The sequence below is a fragment of the Deltaproteobacteria bacterium genome, from assembly GCA_016874755.1.
GTDB lineage: Bacteria > Desulfobacterota > Binatia > UBA9968 > UBA9968 > DP-20.
This window is the reverse complement of record VGTH01000037.1, coordinates 1-14,623: the sequence shown is the minus strand read 5'-3', so window position 1 is coordinate 14,623 and position 14,623 is coordinate 1. Positions and strand designations below refer to the sequence as shown.

14 protein-coding genes are annotated in these 14,623 nt (G+C 58.2%); 7 read left to right on the top strand and 7 right to left on the bottom strand.

Annotation, left to right across the window (positions count from 1 at the left end):
* The first annotated feature begins 29 nt into the window (after nt 1-29).
* From FJ145_19635 to FJ145_19625, 3 genes are read left to right on the top strand one after another with little or no spacing between them, the layout of a single operon-like run.
* Nucleotides 30-1,046 (top strand): hypothetical protein, encoded by a 1,017-nt coding sequence (locus FJ145_19635; GenBank protein MBM4263625.1) that lies wholly within the window; start codon nt 30-32, stop codon nt 1,044-1,046.
* Nucleotides 1,046-2,626 (top strand): PAS domain S-box protein, encoded by a 1,581-nt coding sequence (locus FJ145_19630; GenBank protein ID MBM4263624.1) that lies wholly within the window; start codon nt 1,046-1,048, stop codon nt 2,624-2,626. The genes FJ145_19635 and FJ145_19630 overlap by 1 nt, the downstream gene beginning before the upstream one ends.
* 3 nt (nt 2,627-2,629) lie before the next feature.
* Entirely contained in the window at nt 2,630-3,379 is a 750-nt protein-coding gene (locus tag FJ145_19625; protein ID MBM4263623.1) for a hypothetical protein, read from the top strand.
* Between the two features lie 17 nt (nt 3,380-3,396).
* On the opposite strand, the gene FJ145_19620 is transcribed toward FJ145_19625, so the two are convergent.
* The 4 genes from FJ145_19620 to FJ145_19605 all read right to left on the bottom strand — a co-directional run bounded on the left by FJ145_19620 (nt 3,397) and on the right by FJ145_19605 (nt 6,819).
* Nucleotides 3,397-4,641: a glycosyltransferase family 9 protein gene (locus FJ145_19620; protein MBM4263622.1), complete on the bottom strand. Its 1,245-nt coding sequence runs from the start codon at nt 4,639-4,641 to the stop codon at nt 3,397-3,399.
* Entirely contained in the window at nt 4,460-5,392 is a 933-nt protein-coding gene (locus FJ145_19615) for an ABC transporter substrate-binding protein (protein MBM4263621.1), read from the bottom strand. Before FJ145_19615 ends, FJ145_19620 begins: the two co-directional genes overlap by 182 nt.
* A gap of 128 nt (nt 5,393-5,520) precedes the next feature.
* On the bottom strand, nt 5,521-5,994 hold the full coding sequence (locus tag FJ145_19610; GenBank protein ID MBM4263620.1) for a hypothetical protein: 474 nt from the start codon (nt 5,992-5,994) through the stop codon (nt 5,521-5,523).
* Between the two features lie 9 nt (nt 5,995-6,003).
* The gene (locus tag FJ145_19605; protein MBM4263619.1) at nt 6,004-6,819 is read right to left on the bottom strand and encodes a YfhL family 4Fe-4S dicluster ferredoxin; all 816 of its coding nucleotides are present in this window, start codon (nt 6,817-6,819) and stop codon (nt 6,004-6,006) included.
* A 283-nt stretch (nt 6,820-7,102) separates the two neighbouring features.
* Here FJ145_19605 and FJ145_19600 point away from each other — a divergent pair, with 283 nt between their 5' ends.
* Both FJ145_19600 and FJ145_19595 read left to right on the top strand, forming a co-directional pair.
* The gene (locus FJ145_19600) at nt 7,103-8,110 is read left to right on the top strand and encodes an ABC transporter substrate-binding protein (GenBank protein ID MBM4263618.1); all 1,008 of its coding nucleotides are present in this window, start codon (nt 7,103-7,105) and stop codon (nt 8,108-8,110) included.
* Between the two features lie 160 nt (nt 8,111-8,270).
* Complete coding sequence (locus FJ145_19595; protein MBM4263617.1) at nt 8,271-9,017, top strand: glucose 1-dehydrogenase; 747 nt, start codon at nt 8,271-8,273, stop codon at nt 9,015-9,017.
* 141 nt (nt 9,018-9,158) lie between these two features.
* Here FJ145_19595 and FJ145_19590 read toward each other — a convergent pair whose 3' ends face one another.
* Together FJ145_19590 and FJ145_19585 are read right to left on the bottom strand one after the other, a co-directional pair.
* The gene (locus FJ145_19590) at nt 9,159-9,614 is read right to left on the bottom strand and encodes a response regulator transcription factor (GenBank protein ID MBM4263616.1); all 456 of its coding nucleotides are present in this window, start codon (nt 9,612-9,614) and stop codon (nt 9,159-9,161) included.
* Nucleotides 9,615-9,622: 8 nt separating this feature from the next.
* Complete coding sequence (locus FJ145_19585; protein MBM4263615.1) at nt 9,623-11,164, bottom strand: sigma-54-dependent Fis family transcriptional regulator; 1,542 nt, start codon at nt 11,162-11,164, stop codon at nt 9,623-9,625.
* On the opposite strand from FJ145_19585, the gene FJ145_19580 reads away from it, so the two are divergent.
* Nucleotides 11,150-12,019: a hypothetical protein gene (locus FJ145_19580; GenBank protein MBM4263614.1), complete on the top strand. Its 870-nt coding sequence runs from the start codon at nt 11,150-11,152 to the stop codon at nt 12,017-12,019. The genes FJ145_19585 and FJ145_19580 overlap by 15 nt on opposite strands.
* A gap of 75 nt (nt 12,020-12,094) precedes the next feature.
* Nucleotides 12,095-13,279 carry an amidohydrolase gene (locus FJ145_19575; GenBank protein MBM4263613.1) on the top strand — a complete coding sequence of 395 codons (1,185 nt, stop codon included), beginning with the start codon at nt 12,095-12,097 and terminating at the stop codon, nt 13,277-13,279.
* Between the two features lie 110 nt (nt 13,280-13,389).
* Here the strand turns inward: FJ145_19575 and FJ145_19570 are convergent, their stop codons facing one another.
* Complete coding sequence (locus FJ145_19570) at nt 13,390-14,367, bottom strand: Tim44 domain-containing protein (protein ID MBM4263612.1); 978 nt, start codon at nt 14,365-14,367, stop codon at nt 13,390-13,392.
* Nucleotides 14,368-14,623: the final 256 nt, after the last annotated feature.

Here is a 14,623-nt window from a genome sequence, read left to right as displayed (position 1 = left end):
GCCCGGTAAGAGTGGGAAAAACAATAGCGATGATCCTCCATCGCTGCAAAGCAATAATCGGTGCGCCGGCGCGGGGTGACTTTTCTCGCCGCGCGCCTCTTGGTTTTTCATCCGATAGGTTCCGCACCCACCTCGCTTTAGTTGCGGTATGCCTGAGCCTCTGGCTTGGTTGCAGCCCCCCGCTCGACCCGGTGCTGCATGTATGCACCAACCAGTGGACAGGCTATGAGCCGCTTTACCTAGCGCGCTCGCTGCGCTACTTCAACGACAACGACATCCAACTGATGGAATATTTGTCGGCGAGCGATTGCATGCGCGCTTTTGGCAACGGCACGGTCGAGGCGGCGGCTCTGACGCTCGACGAAGCGCTGCAGCTAGTAGAAGATGGGGTGGCGTTGAAGATCGCGCAGGTGCTCGATTTCTCCAACGGCGCCGACGTAGTACTCACCCGCCCCGAGATCGCGTCACTGGCGGCTCTCAAGGGCCGGCGCGTGGCGGTGGAAAATTCTGCCACCGGCGCCTATGTCTTGCAGCGGGCTTTGCAGAAGGGCGGCTTGCGGCATGACGAGGTTCACATCGTTGCGGCGGTGGTGTCCGAGCACGAACGCGTCTATCAAGCCGGCGCAGTCGACGCAGTGGTTACTTTTGATCCGGTGCGCACGCGCCTGAAGGCGGCCGGCCTGCGCGAGCTGTTCAGCAGCCGTGAGATTCCCGGCGAGATCGTCGATATTCTCATCGTGCAGCGCGACTTTGCCGAACGCTTCCCGAACGATGTCCAACAGCTCCAGTCAGCCTGGTATCGTGCTCTGGATTATCTGCGGACTCAGCCCAAGGATGCCGCCGAGCGGATAGCGCCGCGTTCCGGGCTCACGGCCGAACAGTTTCACCGCACGCTGAGCGATATCCATTTCCCGACGCCGGAGGAGAATCGAAAACTGCTCGGCGGCCGCCCGGCGGAACTCCTCGCGCCGGCCCGGCGCATCATGGAAACCATGCTCGAAAAACAACTGCTGCGCCGGCCGGTGGCGCTCGACAGTCTGTTCTGATGGATGCCGCCGTGGCTCGCCAACCAGACACAAACAGCCCGCGGCCGATCCGGTTTTGGCTGCCCTTAATCCTCGGTGTCGCGGGTTTCGCGGGATTGGTCGGCTTTACGGTTTTCGATCTCGACCAAACGGTGCGCCGAGTCGAGGAGCGGGCGCGCGCCGATGTCGCCGTCAAGATGTCGAATCTGCAAGGCGCGATCACGTTTCGCTTGCGTCAGCAGGATATGCCAGGAGTGCAAAATGTTATCGCTAACCAAGGCTTTCATGAATACAGCAAGCATGTGTTGTTCATCGATAAGCAGGAAAAAATCATCGCGGCGACTCGCCTTGCGCTGTTGGGCCAGCCGCTGGCGTCGGCGGTGCCGGAGCTGGGCGGCCAACTGGCCGGCTGCAAAGGTAATCGTTGGCGCGGCGTCATTCAGATCAGCGCCGACCGCACGAGCCTATTTGCCTGCTATCCAGCGGCTTTCCCCAACGACGTGAGCGATCTCGCACGCGAGGCGACCGGCTATATTTTATCGACTCACGATCTGAGCCGCCCGAAGAACACCGCCAAAGCCGAGGCTAGCAGACGCCTGGTGCTCGTCTGGCTGCTATTTGGCGCTGGTTTTTGCGCGTTGTTATTTTTCCTGCGCCACGCCTTGGCGCGTCAACGGATCGGCAAGATCGTCGGCACTACGGCGGCTTTGGCGGCGGGTAACCTCGAAGCCCGCGTGGGCCTAACTGGCCGAGATGAGCTTGCCAGCATCGGCCAAGCGATGGACAGCATGGCGGCGCGATTGCAGGCTGCGGCTCGGGCGCTCAACGAATCGCGCGATCAAATGGAGCTGCGGGTCGAAGAGCGCACGGCCGAACTCAAAAAAGCCAACAAACATCTCGAACGGGAGATTGCTGCGCGTCTGCAAAGCGAGCAGTCGCTGCGAGAAAGCGAAGAGCGCTACCGCAGGCTGATCGATCTAAGTCCGGATGCGGCTTTTGTCAGTTTGAGCGGTACGATCGTTTACGTCAACGCCGCTATGGTGTGCTTGTTAGCGGCCGCGGATGATCACGCGCTGTTGGGCCGCTCGCTGTTCGACCTTCTTCATCCGGACTGTCACGAAACGGTGCGCGGTCGCATGCGTCAGTTGAGCCAGACCGGCCAACAGAATCCACCGCTGCTGCAAAAGTGGCTTCGTTTCGACGGCGCCATAGCCGAGGTCGAAGCGGCGGCGGCGCGGATCCCGTGGGCCGAGGGGCGCGCCAATCTGGTCATGCTGCGCGATGTGTCCGAAGTGCAAAAGCGCGAGGCCTGGCTGCAGGGGCTGATAGAAACCACCCAGGACGCGGTGATTTCCATCGACCGGGAAGCGCGCGTCGTGATGTTCAACCCAGCGGCGGAGAAAATCTTTGGCTACAGCAAAGCCGAGGTCGAGGGTCAGAAGGTCAACATGCTCATGGGCGAGCCTTACGCCAGCGAGCATGACGCTTATATAACGCGTTACAAGAGAACCGGCGAGGCTCGCGCCATCGGCAAGACTCGCACCGTGGTGGGGCGGCGCAAGGGCGGCGAGGACTTTCCCATTGAATTATCGGTAACTTAGGTGATGGCAGGCAGCGAAGTCAACTATGCTGCCTTCATCCGCGACATTTCCGAGAAGACCACGCTGCAAACCGAATTGGCCGAAAAGCAGCGCCTGGCGGCGGTGGGTGCGATCGCGGCCAAGTTCGCCCACGAAATCGGCAACCCGCTCAACGGCATGTACATGACCGGGCAACTCCTCGAACGCCGGTTGGTCAACGCCGGTTTGGATGACGAAACCCTCCTGACCTCATTTCGTCGCATTCTGCGTGAGATGGGCCGGCTGAACAGCCTGCTGAGTGAGTTTCGCACGTTCTATCGCGAGGACCGCTACGAGTTTCGGCCAACCTCGATCGCCGCGGTCATTCGCGATGTGCTCAACCTAGAGCGGCCGAACTACGTGAGCCGAGGCATTCACATCGACGAATCGGTGGCACCGGATATTCCAGAGCTGTCGGCGGACCGCGACAAGCTCAAGCAAGTGCTGTTCAACCTCTGCAAAAACGGCGTTGAAGCGATGCCCCAGGGCGGCACGCTGGGCGTGCACGCTGTGTGTGACGGCGCCGAGGTGATCGTCGAGATCAGCGATAGCGGTGTTGGGATTCCCGACGGAGTGGACGTTTTTCAACCGTTTAAGACCACCAAGCCAGCCGGCACCGGGCTCGGTCTGGTGATCGTGCGCCAAATCGTCGCGGCGCACCACGGGTCCGTCAGTTATCGCAGCACGCCGAATGTCGGTACGACGTTCACGGTCAAGCTGCCATTGACGAAGTGACCGATAATGCTTTGCGCCTAGAGGAGATGGGTGTCGACGGCGAGTGGTGCGCGCGGCAGAGCCAGCCGCTCACGTATGGCGGTGATGACCGCGGCAACCGAAATGTCCTGCATGCAACGCCGCTCGTAATCGCAGGGTTGCCATAGCCAGCAGGGAGCGCAGGGCAAGGCCGAATACAAGTTTGTGTTGCAGCTGTAGCCGCACTGCCAAGGGGTGACTCGGCCGCCAAACACAATGACCGACGGACAGTCGACAGCCCGCGCCAGGTGCATCAGGAAGCCTTCGCCGCCGAGATACAATCGGCTGTTAGCCAAGATCGCTGCCACTTCATGGATCGTGGTTTTGCCGCGCAGATCGCAGGCCCCTACCGCTTCTGGATCCGTCTTCGAGCCGATTTGGACGAACTGGCATTCCTTGCCGAGCGCATCGACGACGGCCTGGAAACGCTCGGGATACCACTCCTTGTTTTCAGTTGGAAACCGAGCTCCAAGGCCGCTGGTTTGGATGGCGATCGAGCCTTGCGCCCAAGACGCCCGCGCCTTGGCGCTATCGTCCACATGGAAGTAAGGGCGCAGAGCGATTTCGCCTTGAACGCCGGCGCAAGCGCAAAGCTCGGTGATCATGTGCCGTTGTGGCGGCACGGTGCGATCGGTGGCGAGGTCGATGGCGCCATATTGAAGTAGCTTATATCGCGACCCGAGCAACTCTAACCCTAAGCCATAGTTTTCATCGATCGGTATGACTTTGGCGACATCCCGGTTGTGCTCAAATAGCTCCGGGTGTTCGCTCATGATCCAGAGGTTTTTCTTGCCGCGTTTGGCGAGTTCACGGAACACCACGGTGCATAACAGGTCATCTCCCAACGCCGTGCCGAAATGTAAAACCGTGCCCGGGATACCCAGGTGGGCGGAGGTTTTGAGGGTGTGAAATAGAACCGAACCCGTTCGCCGCAAATTCTTGATGCTTGAATAATGTGTCACCGATTGCCCCATGCTGCATCTTGGGCTCGGTAACGCTTTACATAATACTTTTTGCCTTTTCAATATTGCTGCGCACAGTATTGAAAGGGCTGGGCGTGGGCTAGCTGTATAATTTTTCGATGTAGCCGCTGTCGTCCAACTCGCGCACATAGTGGGTGTTCCACAGCGCGAGCGGGTTGAAGTTGGCGATCTCCGGGTTGCGGCGCACCGCCAATTGAAAGACGTTGGCGATGGCATCGACGTTGGGATAGGGCTTGCGCTCGAGAGCGGCAGCCCATTCATCGTACAGCCGCTCGACTTCGGCGTCGGTTTCGAGCTTGAGAACCGGCGAGGCGTTCTCCTTGAGGATTTCCAAGGTTTCCTCTTTGCGCGTGATGAAAAAATGGATGGCGTCGACAAAGCCGCGGATCAAACGGCGAATCTCTTCTTCGTGCTGCTTGACGAAAGTGGTGGTCGTCGTCAGGGTGACGCCGCGGATCATCGGAATCGCGGGCACGTCCATGGCGTAGCCGCCGGCCTTTTTGGCGCGCTCGTCGTGCGGCAGCGTGACGAAAGTCGCGTCGTATTGGCCGCTCAGAACTTTTTTCCAGCGCTCTTCCGAAGAGCCGCGCATCTCGACCAGTTTAACGTCGCCGCGGTCGGCGTCCAGCCCTGCTTGCTTTAAGAATAACCAGATGTTCAAGCCGGCATGCGAGCTCAGTTTGTCGGCCACCACGGTTTTGCCGCGCAGCTCCTGCACCGACTTGACGGGCTTGTTGGTGACGAGTTTGTTTTCAGTCCAATCATTGGTCGCCTGGGCCAGATGGACGAAGTCTTCGCCCTGGGCGTTGCGGATATACAGATTGTGATGGTTGCCGGAGATCAAGTCGACGTGGCCATTCTTTAGCGCTTCGACCGCCTTTTCGCGCACCAGCTGCGGCGAGGTGTCGACTTCCAAGCCGTTCTTGCCCCAGACGCCGGACTTATCGGCCACCAGCCAAAGCGGCGCATGGGCGTTGGAGCGATAGATGATTCGTAGTTTCTTGTTGGCCATGATTTTTCCCCTTCCCGTGCGATAGCTCTCGAATTCATAGCATCAACGCGAGTGAAAATGCGAGCACTCAATACACTTACACTGCCACGCTTGTGAGATTTGAAATCTGAGATCTGAGATGCCGCAGGCTAGGCGCGCAGGCGCAAACCAAACCAAAGCGTCAGGGCGGCGAAAACCAAGATCAGCCAAGTGGCGCTGCTGAGCCGCTTGAGGATGCCGGCCAACTGCTCTGGATTGTAGGTCTCGCCGCTCTCCTGGCGCCGCACAAAGCGATGGCCGATGCCCATCGATTGATAAACCGCGAAGATGACCAGGAAAAAAACCAAGGTGAGTTTGATGGCGAGCGGGTAGCCCAGCTGCTTGATGAACATCTCGCGATAGGCGGCTTTGAGCTCGGTTAGCTGAAATGCGCCGGTGAACAGGACGATACCCAGGGCGCCAATTTGCAACGGATTGTATAGTTTTAAGCCGCGGGTGAGAAAGTGAACCCGCTGCTCGTGCTTGTCGAGCGCGGTCACCGAGGGCAAAAAGATCAGCCAAAAACCGACCACGGCCCCCAGGAAAACGACGAGGGCGACGAGATGCAGCCAGACGTTGAACATGAAACGGCGCTAGCTCCAGCGAAAGCGATTGCCCTTCCTGAGCGGTTTGCCCGGGGCATCGTAATTGTCGCCGATGACATCCAATTGCTGGCGGATCCGTTCGAGCTCGTGCTTTTGATGGGTCTCAAAAGTTTCCGCTTCTTTGGCGCGCTTCTCCATCAGTTGCGCCAGCTCTTGCTCGCGCCGCGCCAAGAACTGCGCCTGCTCGGTCTCCCACTTGTCGTAGGCGTCTTTGAGCAGCGTGCGGATGTGGTAGTTCAAGTTGTCGCGCACGACGGTGGATTTGTGGCAGTGCGGGCAGAAAATAACATTGCCGATGGCGAAGTTGGTGACCGGCTCGACATGGGGCTCGTTGCACTTGTAACAGCGCATCGGCACGGTCCACGAATCGATGGGCGGCAGCTCTTGGAAGTTGACTTCCGCCTCCGCGTACACCGGGACACCGGCAGCGGCTGGTTGGCCTGTGGCTGCGGCCCCGTCGCTGTTGGCTACCGCTGCGGCGGCTCCGCCGTTTGCCGGCGCTCCGGCTTTACCCTGGCCTTTGCGGAAACGCGACTCGAAATTGTCGCCGAACTGAGTTTCGGGGTGGAGCTGTTTGGCGCGGGCGATCAAAACCTCTTCGCTCTCAATATTATTCTGATCGGTGACACAGCAATCGACCGGGCAGACCGCGGCACAGGCCTCGTAATCGTGAAAGCCGACGCACTCGGTGCAGAGCTTGGCGTCGATGACGAAGATCGGATCGCCCTGCGAGATCGCGTTGTTCGGACACTCCGGTTCGCACGCGCCGCAGCTGATGCAATCGGTTGTGATCATCGTCGCCATTCGGTCAAACCTCCAAGATTTTATCGTGAATTTCACCGGAGAGAAACGATATTATCGTAGATGAAATCATGAGTTCTTGCAAATCAGGCTAGCGGCATTTGGCAACTCGTCAGCGGTCTCACGCTCCATGGTTGCAACGCAAAATCCCGCCGGCGCCTACGACGGGGTCGCGCTCAGCTGCGCTTGGCGCGAGAAGTTAACAAAGTCGCTTGCACGGCACGATCTTAATATTGGACAATGTAAGAATGTGCGATATAGGTTTTAGGCGTGTGAGGTTTTTCATATGAGAATTCGCCGTGGTTTTTGTGTCGTTGTGGTGCTCGGTGCGCTGGCTTTCTTCTCGTTACCGGCCGCGGCTGCGGAGAATGGTCGAAAACTACGGTTGGCCTATGCCGGCTGGGAGATCGGCACGGCGGTGGCGTACGTCGGCGTCGACTCCGGGCTGTTTAAGAAAAATGGCGTGGACATCGAAGAATTGCCGATCCGCGACACGCTTTCGGCCGGCGTTCAGTCGCTTCTGGGCGTCGATATTTTGATCGGCTTTGGCAATCCGCTGGCGATTCTCCAGCCGGTCGCAAGCGGCGCGGATTTGGCCTTTCTCGGCGGCCATGTGAGCTTTTACCAATATGGCATGGGCGTCACTTCGGCGATTAGCTCGGTCAAGGATCTCAAAGGCCAAAAGGTTGGCGTGTCGGCTTTGGGCGCTCGTTCGGATCTCATCGCTCGCGTGATCTTACGCCGGGCTGGGCTTGATCCGGCCAAGGACGTTGAGTTGGTGGCGGCCGGTCTCGCCCCAGCGCGCGCTTTGGCGCTTTCGAAGAATTTGGTCCAAGGCGCGCCCCTTGGTGAAGACGTCGCCAACGAAGCAAAAAAAATCGGCATCAAAGTGCTCGAAGTGAAAACCGTGCCGGTGATCACCGATTTGCTGATGACGACGCGCACGCTGGTCAAACGCGAAGAGGAGACGCTACGCCGCTTCATGAAGGGCTACGCTGAGGCGATTCACCACTTTGTCACCAAGCGCAATGAAAGCCTGGCAATTCTGAAAAAATATTTCCCGAGCAACCAAAGCATGACGGTCGATGCGATGCATGACAGCTTCTCCGCCCAGCTGCGCCCGCTGCCGGATCTCAACGGCGAGGCGTTGCAAGCGTTGGTCGACGTCGGCGCTGCGCTCGACAAACGCGCCAAGCCGGTGAAGCCGGCGGATATCATCGAGCCGCGCTTTCTCGACGAACTGAAGAACAGCAAGTTTCTGAAAGATCTCTACACCGAGAAAGTGAGTCTCTAAAAACCGGCAAACGTCGGAAGTTTGCTTCCCTGCGCCTGTCTTTTTTCCCTCCGCACGACGATGGGTGGAGCGGATTCGTGTCTTTAATTTTTCCGTCTGGACCTTTCTCAGTCCTTCTGTTATGGACAGACTTTAGTAGCAATTCATAACGGAGGAAATCATGAGACTGAAAGATCAGGTGGCGATTGTCACCGGCGCTGGTCGCAATATCGGCGAAGACGTGGCGAAATTGTTTGTGCAAGAAGGCGCCAAGGTGGCGGTGGTCGACCTCGATCCGGGCCGCGGCAGCACCGTGGCCCATCAAATCAACGAGAAAAATCCCGGCAAGGCGATCTCGGTTGTTTGCGACGTGTCGTCGGCCTCGTCCGTCGATAGCATGGTGCAAACCGTCGTGAAACAGTTCGGCACCGTTGATATTCTGGTCAACAACGCCGCTTGGACCGACCACAAAACCATTTTCGATATCTCCGAAGAGGAATGGAACCGCACCATGGACGTGTGCTTGCGCAGCGTCTGGTACTGCACGCGCGCCGCGGCAAAAGTCATGATCGATCAAAAGCGCAAAGGGCGCATCGTCAACATCGCTTCGACCTCGGGCCATTGGGGCCGCAAAGAAGCGACCGCGTATACGACAGCGAAAGCCGGCGTGCTGAATTTGACTCGCTCCATTGCCGTGCAGTTGGCGCCGGAGGGCATTCGGGTCAATTCCGTGTCGCCGAACCGGATCGGCTCGCCGGTCGGTCAACAGGATGTGCCGGAAAACCGTTTCGTAAAAAATCTCGCCGGCCGGCGCGGCGTGCCAATGGACATTGCCAAAGCAGTGGTCTTCATGGTTTCAGATGAATCGGAATTTATCTACGCGGTCGATCTACCTGTGGACGGTGGCGCTCTCGCGATCCGGGACTAGCTCTAGAAAAAACCGCAACGAGCGCAAAAGAGCCAAAGCCGTGCAGCGGGTCTAGGACTCGTCTGCTCTGCCCGCAAACACAAAGGGCCCGGGAGTGCCTCACTCCGGGCCCTTCGTTATTACGGGTCGCAGAAAAGCTGCTCAGTGCTTGGTTGCTGCGCTGGCGCTGATTCTTGAAAACGCCTGCTCGTTGGCTTTTTCCCATTCGACGCCGCGCAGCTGGGTGCGCACTCGATTGAGCAGGTCGCGGTTGTTGACGGGTTTGGCGACAAATTCACTGACGCCCAGCTCCATCGCCGTGGCGCGGGTTACCATGTCATCGCGGGCCGTGAGGAGAATGACGGGTATTTCCGGCGCGATTTTTTTCAGCTCCTGGCAAACCTGCAGGCCGTCCATCACCGGCATCATGACATCGAGGATGATCAGATCGATGGGCTGCTCGCGCACGATTTCTAAACACTGCGCGCCGCTGGAAGCCCCCAAGCCGCAAAATTCATGCTTCGACAACAACAGAATCAGAAAATCGAGCACGCCCTTGTTGTCGTCGACGATGAGGATTCTGGGTTTTTCCGCTTGTGCGGTCGGATCGGATTGCATAAGCCCCCTCAAGAGTTAAGCTTCTGCTTTTTGCCCGGCTCGGTGGCTGCTTGATAGGTGCTCAAGCTTTCCTCGAGCGCGCGGGTGTCTTTGACAAGAATCTTCGCTTTCTTCGTGCCGTTCTTGCGCAGTTTGGCAACTAGGGTTGTGCGCTTGAGGCCGAGCATCTTGGCCGCTTTGCTTTTGTTGCCATTGGTGACGCGCAGCGCCTGCTCCATCAACTGCTGCTGCAGCCGGTCGGTGGCTTCGCGCATGTCGCGCATGTCGACTGGGTCGTCGCCGACGGGCAAGATCTGCTGGCCCTTTTTGTCGCTTACGCAGGAACGAATGTTCGAGGGGAGGTCCTGAACGTCGGCGCAACTGCCGTCGGCCAAGATCACCAGGCGCTCGACGACGTTTTCGAGCTCGCGGATGTTGCCGGGCCAATCGTACTCCCATAAAACCACCACCGCTTCCTGGGTGATCTTGACCGAGAGGCCAAGCTTTTTGTTAGCCTTGTCGAGAAAGTAGCGCACCAATATCGGAATGTCCGAGCGGCGCGCGCGCAACGGCGGCAAGTGAATCGGGATAACTTGCAAAAGAAAGAACAGGTCCTCGCGGAACGAGCCTTTTTCTACCTGATGTTCAAGCTCTTTGTTGGTGGCGGCAATGACCCGAACCTTGACTGGCACCGGGTGCTTGGCACCCAACGGCCGCACCTCGCCGTCTTGCAGGACGCGCAGCAGCTTGGCCTGGAGAGACAGTGGCATTTCGCCGACTTCGTCGAGAAGAATCGTTCCTTGGTGCGCCAGTTGGAACAACCCAGGGCGGTTGTTATGCGCGCCGGTGAACGCGCCGCGCGCGTGGCCGAACAGTTCGCTTTCCAGCAAGGTTTCAGGGATGGCGGCGCAGTTGACCGGCACGAACGGCCCCTCGGCTTGGGGGCTCAAATTGTGAATCGCCCGGGCGACCAACTCCTTGCCGGTGCCGCTCTCGCCGGTGACCAAGACTCGAGCGTCGGCCACGGCCACACGTTTGATGATTTCCTGGATTCGTATGATCGACGCATGCTCGCCGATCATCTTTAGGGGAGTCTCTGCCATGTTTTGTCGCTGAGCTGACGCTTCCGTAAACCGAAAGTGTAAAGGATCGCCCGCAGAATTGTCAACAAAAGTTTCGGCTTGCTGCCTTCCCTTAGACCTTTGAATTCTTATTCTATTCAGAAGTTTTCCTCGTGATTTAGCGAAGACGGGGCAGGCGCGGGCCAATGAAGGATTTGCGGAGACTTGAAGGAAGATTGAGGAACAGGCTCGTCGAGTGCGGATCTTTCGGGACAAAGCCTGACTGGCCTGTGAGAATTGTGATAAGAAACGGTAGTTGCCAGGAGGTCGAGGGTTATGGTTTGTAAGGCTTCGGCTTTCATTGGATTGACCAGCACTGTTGCTTTTGCCTTTGTCGCACCGCTGCAAGCGACCACACATGATTTCTACCGCGGCAAGACCGTGCGCATTTTGATCGGTGCTTCGGCCGGCGGTGCATTCGATACTTGGGGGCGCATGACCGGGCGCCATTTGGGTAAACACCTTCCCGGCAATCCGGTGGTGGTGGCAGAAAACGTCACCGGCGCCGGCGGCTTGATTCTCGCCAACCAAGTTTACAAGTCGGTGCGCGCCGACGGTTTGACAGTGGCAACATTTAGCGGCGGTCTGCTCATGCTGCAAGTTTTGGGGCGTCCCGGCGTGGAGTTCGACGGGCGCAGGTTTGAATATCTTGGTGTGCCGACAAAGTTTGATTCAGTATGCGCGTTTACCAAAGCGAGCGGCATCACCAGTTTCGACGCGTGGAAAAACGCCAAGGCGCCGGTGAAAGTCGGCGGCACGGCGCCGGGGTCGAATCTCGTCGACATCCCGAAAATTCTCATGGCCGTGTATCGTCTGCCGACGCAAATTATCACCGGCTACAAAGGTTTCGCGGAAATCCGCTTGGCGGCGGACAGCGGTGAGTTGGCCGGCGCCTGCGGCGGCTGGGATGGTTTGAAGCTGCTCTGGGGCAAGCAGATCGAAGCGGGCGATGTGTCGGTGGTGGTGCAGACCGAAGCGCCGCCGATCGCCGATCTGCCCAAAGTTCCTTACATCATGGATTGGGCGACCAACGACGAGGACCGCCAGTTGATCGAAGCCGGTGTGCAGTTTCCAGCTTTGATCAGCTTGGCGTACTCGCTGCCGCCGTCGACTCCCCAAGACCGCGTGCAGGTGATGCGCAAAGCATTGACGGATACTTGGACGTCGAGCGATTTTCTCGCCGACGTGCAGCGCGCGCGCCTGCTTGCCGAGCCGGCAAGCGGCGAAGAGCTCAAGAAAATTGTCGACCGGCTGTTTGCACTCAAACCGGCGGTGGCGCAGCGGTTGAAGGAGACATTGAAATAAGCTTAATCAGGGAGGCTAGAGGCGCGATTCATCGCGCCCCGCGAAGTCTCGATAGAAGAGCGACGGACAAACGCCATGGCAAGAAACTATCGGTTCATTTCCGCAGACAGTCACTATGAATCGCCGCCCGAACATTGGACGCACCGGGTGGCTAAACAATATCGCGAGCGCGCGCCGCGGCGGATTAAATTGGCTAACGGCAAAGACGCGTTAGCCATGGAAGGCAAGCCGCTGATCTACGGCGGCACGAGCCTGTTTGGCGGCCGCGATCCCAAAGACTTCGACCCGACCTGGTTGGACTATGACAATACGCCGGGCTGCGGCGACGCCAAGCAGCGTCTGCGCGAGCAGGATAGAGACGGCATCGACGCCGAGGTGCTGTTCGCCCTCGATGTGCGCAATTCGTCGATTCGCGACAAAGCCGCGCGTATCGCGGTGGTGCAGGGCTTCAACGATTTTTTTGCCGAAGAATATTGCGCCGTCGATCGCGATCGTTTGATCGGCATGGCGGTGCTGCCCAATAGCGGCGTGGCCGAGGACATCGCCGAAATGGAGCGCTGCAAGAAACTCGGCTTCAAAGGCGCATGGCTCAGCACCTTTCCCAGCGCCAAGAGCTTCCCCTTGCCGGAAGACGATCGCTTTTGGGCCGCGGCTTTGGACCTCGACATGCCGCTGGTGATTCACACGAGCTTTCCCACCAAAGTGGGTTCACGTGAAACGCCGCTGTTCAAATATCCCAAAGAGCCCGAAGGCGAAGAGCGGCCACCGACCGATTTTGTGCAGCGCTTCGCGCGCCAGGCGCCGCACCATTCCGGCTCCGTGGAAGTGAGCCAGTTGATCGTCGCCGGCGTGTTTGACCGCTTTGCCAAGCTGCAAATCTACTGGGCAGAGAACAACGTCGGCTGGCTGCCCTATTTTGGCGAGCAGATCGACAAAGAGTACGAGACCAATCACTATTGGGTAGAGAACTATTTGGGCCTGCCGCGCCTGAAACAAAAGCCCAGCGAATATTTGAAAACCAACGCCCACTGGGGCTTTTTCGAAGACCGCATCGGCATGAAGCTGCGCCACGAAATTGGCGTCGACCGCATCCTGTGGTCGACGGACTTTCCCCACATCGTGACGAGCTGGCCCAATTCGCTAAAAGTTTTGGATGAACAGACGATGGGCGTGCCGGCGGCAGAAAAACACAAAATGGCGGCGGGGAATGCGATTAAGTTTTTTCAGCTAGATCATCTCGAACAAGGCAATAGACAGTAGGCAACAGGCAATAGTTTCGGAAGGCTTGAGGCGCGGCTAGGCTGCAAAAAAAAACGGACGCAAGCCCAACGCTTGCGTCCGTTTTTCGTTTCAGAAAGCTGCCCGAGCTACTAAGCTTGATTGACCGCGCTTAGCTTCCAGCCATTCGGTCCCACTGGGCGGCTGAAGGTCCAGTATTCTTCGAACTGGATCGGGTCGCTGTTGCTGCCGCTGACCACGGCGCCGGTCTTGGTATCCACCGTGTAGTCCAGCAGGTTGGCGAGCCATCGTACGGTGATGTAGTCCTCACCGTTTTCGGTCCAGGCTTCGGTGATGTCGCTTTCGCGCAAAGCGATGTTTTCCATCTTGTTCTGCTGGCCCTTGCTGCGTTGATCGTTTAGCTCTTGTTCCCAGTTCTGCAGTAACTCGTTGCCGACCACGTTGCGCAGCGCGTTGGCGTCCTGCTTATTCCACGCGCCTTGCACTTTGAAAAATATGTCTTGGGCAGACTTGAGGAACTGGTCTGGGTGGAAGCTTCGGTCCATCATCGTGATGGAGCTGTAATCGACGGCGGTTGCCGGCTGTTGCACTGGCGCGCTGGCCGGAGCCTGGTAGGTCGCGGTGCCGGTATTAACCGGCGGCTGATAAGTCGTTCCCTGGTATTGCATCGAGCCGCCGCCGGCACCCGCCATGGCGGCGCGATTCTTGAACATGCGAAAGAGGAAAAAGCCGACGCCAGCCAAAAGCAACAACTCAATCATGCCAAAGCCGCTGCCACCAAAACCACCCATGCCGGTGGCGTGGGCGAGGCCGGAGAAGAGCATCGATCCGAGGAAGCCGCCAAGCATCGCCATGCCAAAGGTTCTCATGAAACCACCGGCTTGAGGGGCCATGGGCGAAGGCTGAGCCATGGTTTCACGCTGCGGTTGCGCTGGACTGGCCGGTGTTTGTTTTGCCGGCGATTGGAAACTGCGCGAGCCACGCGAGCCACCGGAGCGGCCGCTACCGGCGCGGGCTTCTGCATAGGTTTCAAGGATAATCTGTGACGACCAGAGCACTGCGATAAAGCCTACGACATAGGTAAACAAGCGTCGCTTCGATATCGTCATAAACGGTTTCCTCCCAAAATGGTTACACGCAGCCTACGATCCGCGAATGGCTCTAATTTGCTATCTAGGGGGGGAATTGTCAAGACTAAGGTTGCAGATAAAAAGCGAACCAAACCCTCGATCAAAGCGAATCTATCGTGTCGTCGCCCGATGCCTTCGCCTGGCCAGGCGCAAACCCGTGACGCTGAACGATTTTCAATCCCGCAGCCCTTCTCACAATCCGTAGAAAGAATTTGTTTGCCTTTACGGTCCACTT

Bases quoted from the DNA above. Each gene is read 5' to 3' on its own strand.
- FJ145_19600 (MBM4263618.1), top strand. From the start codon at position 7,103: ATGAGAATTCGCCGTGGTTTTTGTGTCGTTGTGGTGCTCGGTGCGCTG.
- FJ145_19625 (MBM4263623.1), top strand. From the start codon at position 2,630: ATGGCAGGCAGCGAAGTCAACTATGCTGCCTTCATCCGCGACATTTCC.
- FJ145_19605 (MBM4263619.1), bottom strand. From the start codon at position 6,819: ATGGCGACGATGATCACAACCGATTGCATCAGCTGCGGCGCGTGCGAA.
- FJ145_19635 (MBM4263625.1), top strand. From the start codon at position 30: ATGATCCTCCATCGCTGCAAAGCAATAATCGGTGCGCCGGCGCGGGGT.
- FJ145_19580 (MBM4263614.1), top strand. From the start codon at position 11,150: ATGACCGGGCGCCATTTGGGTAAACACCTTCCCGGCAATCCGGTGGTG.
- FJ145_19630 (MBM4263624.1), top strand. From the start codon at position 1,046: ATGGATGCCGCCGTGGCTCGCCAACCAGACACAAACAGCCCGCGGCCG.
- FJ145_19615 (MBM4263621.1), bottom strand. From the start codon at position 5,392: ATGGCCAACAAGAAACTACGAATCATCTATCGCTCCAACGCCCATGCG.
- FJ145_19595 (MBM4263617.1), top strand. From the start codon at position 8,271: ATGAGACTGAAAGATCAGGTGGCGATTGTCACCGGCGCTGGTCGCAAT.
- FJ145_19570 (MBM4263612.1), bottom strand. From the start codon at position 14,367: ATGACGATATCGAAGCGACGCTTGTTTACCTATGTCGTAGGCTTTATC.
- FJ145_19575 (MBM4263613.1), top strand. From the start codon at position 12,095: ATGGCAAGAAACTATCGGTTCATTTCCGCAGACAGTCACTATGAATCG.
- FJ145_19620 (MBM4263622.1), bottom strand. From the start codon at position 4,641: ATGAATGGGCTGCCGCTCTCGAGCGCAAGCCCTATCCCAACGTCGATG.
- FJ145_19590 (MBM4263616.1), bottom strand. From the start codon at position 9,614: ATGCAATCCGATCCGACCGCACAAGCGGAAAAACCCAGAATCCTCATC.
- FJ145_19585 (MBM4263615.1), bottom strand. From the start codon at position 11,164: ATGGCGCCCGGTCATGCGCCCCCAAGTATCGAATGCACCGCCGGCCGA.
- FJ145_19610 (MBM4263620.1), bottom strand. From the start codon at position 5,994: ATGTTCAACGTCTGGCTGCATCTCGTCGCCCTCGTCGTTTTCCTGGGG.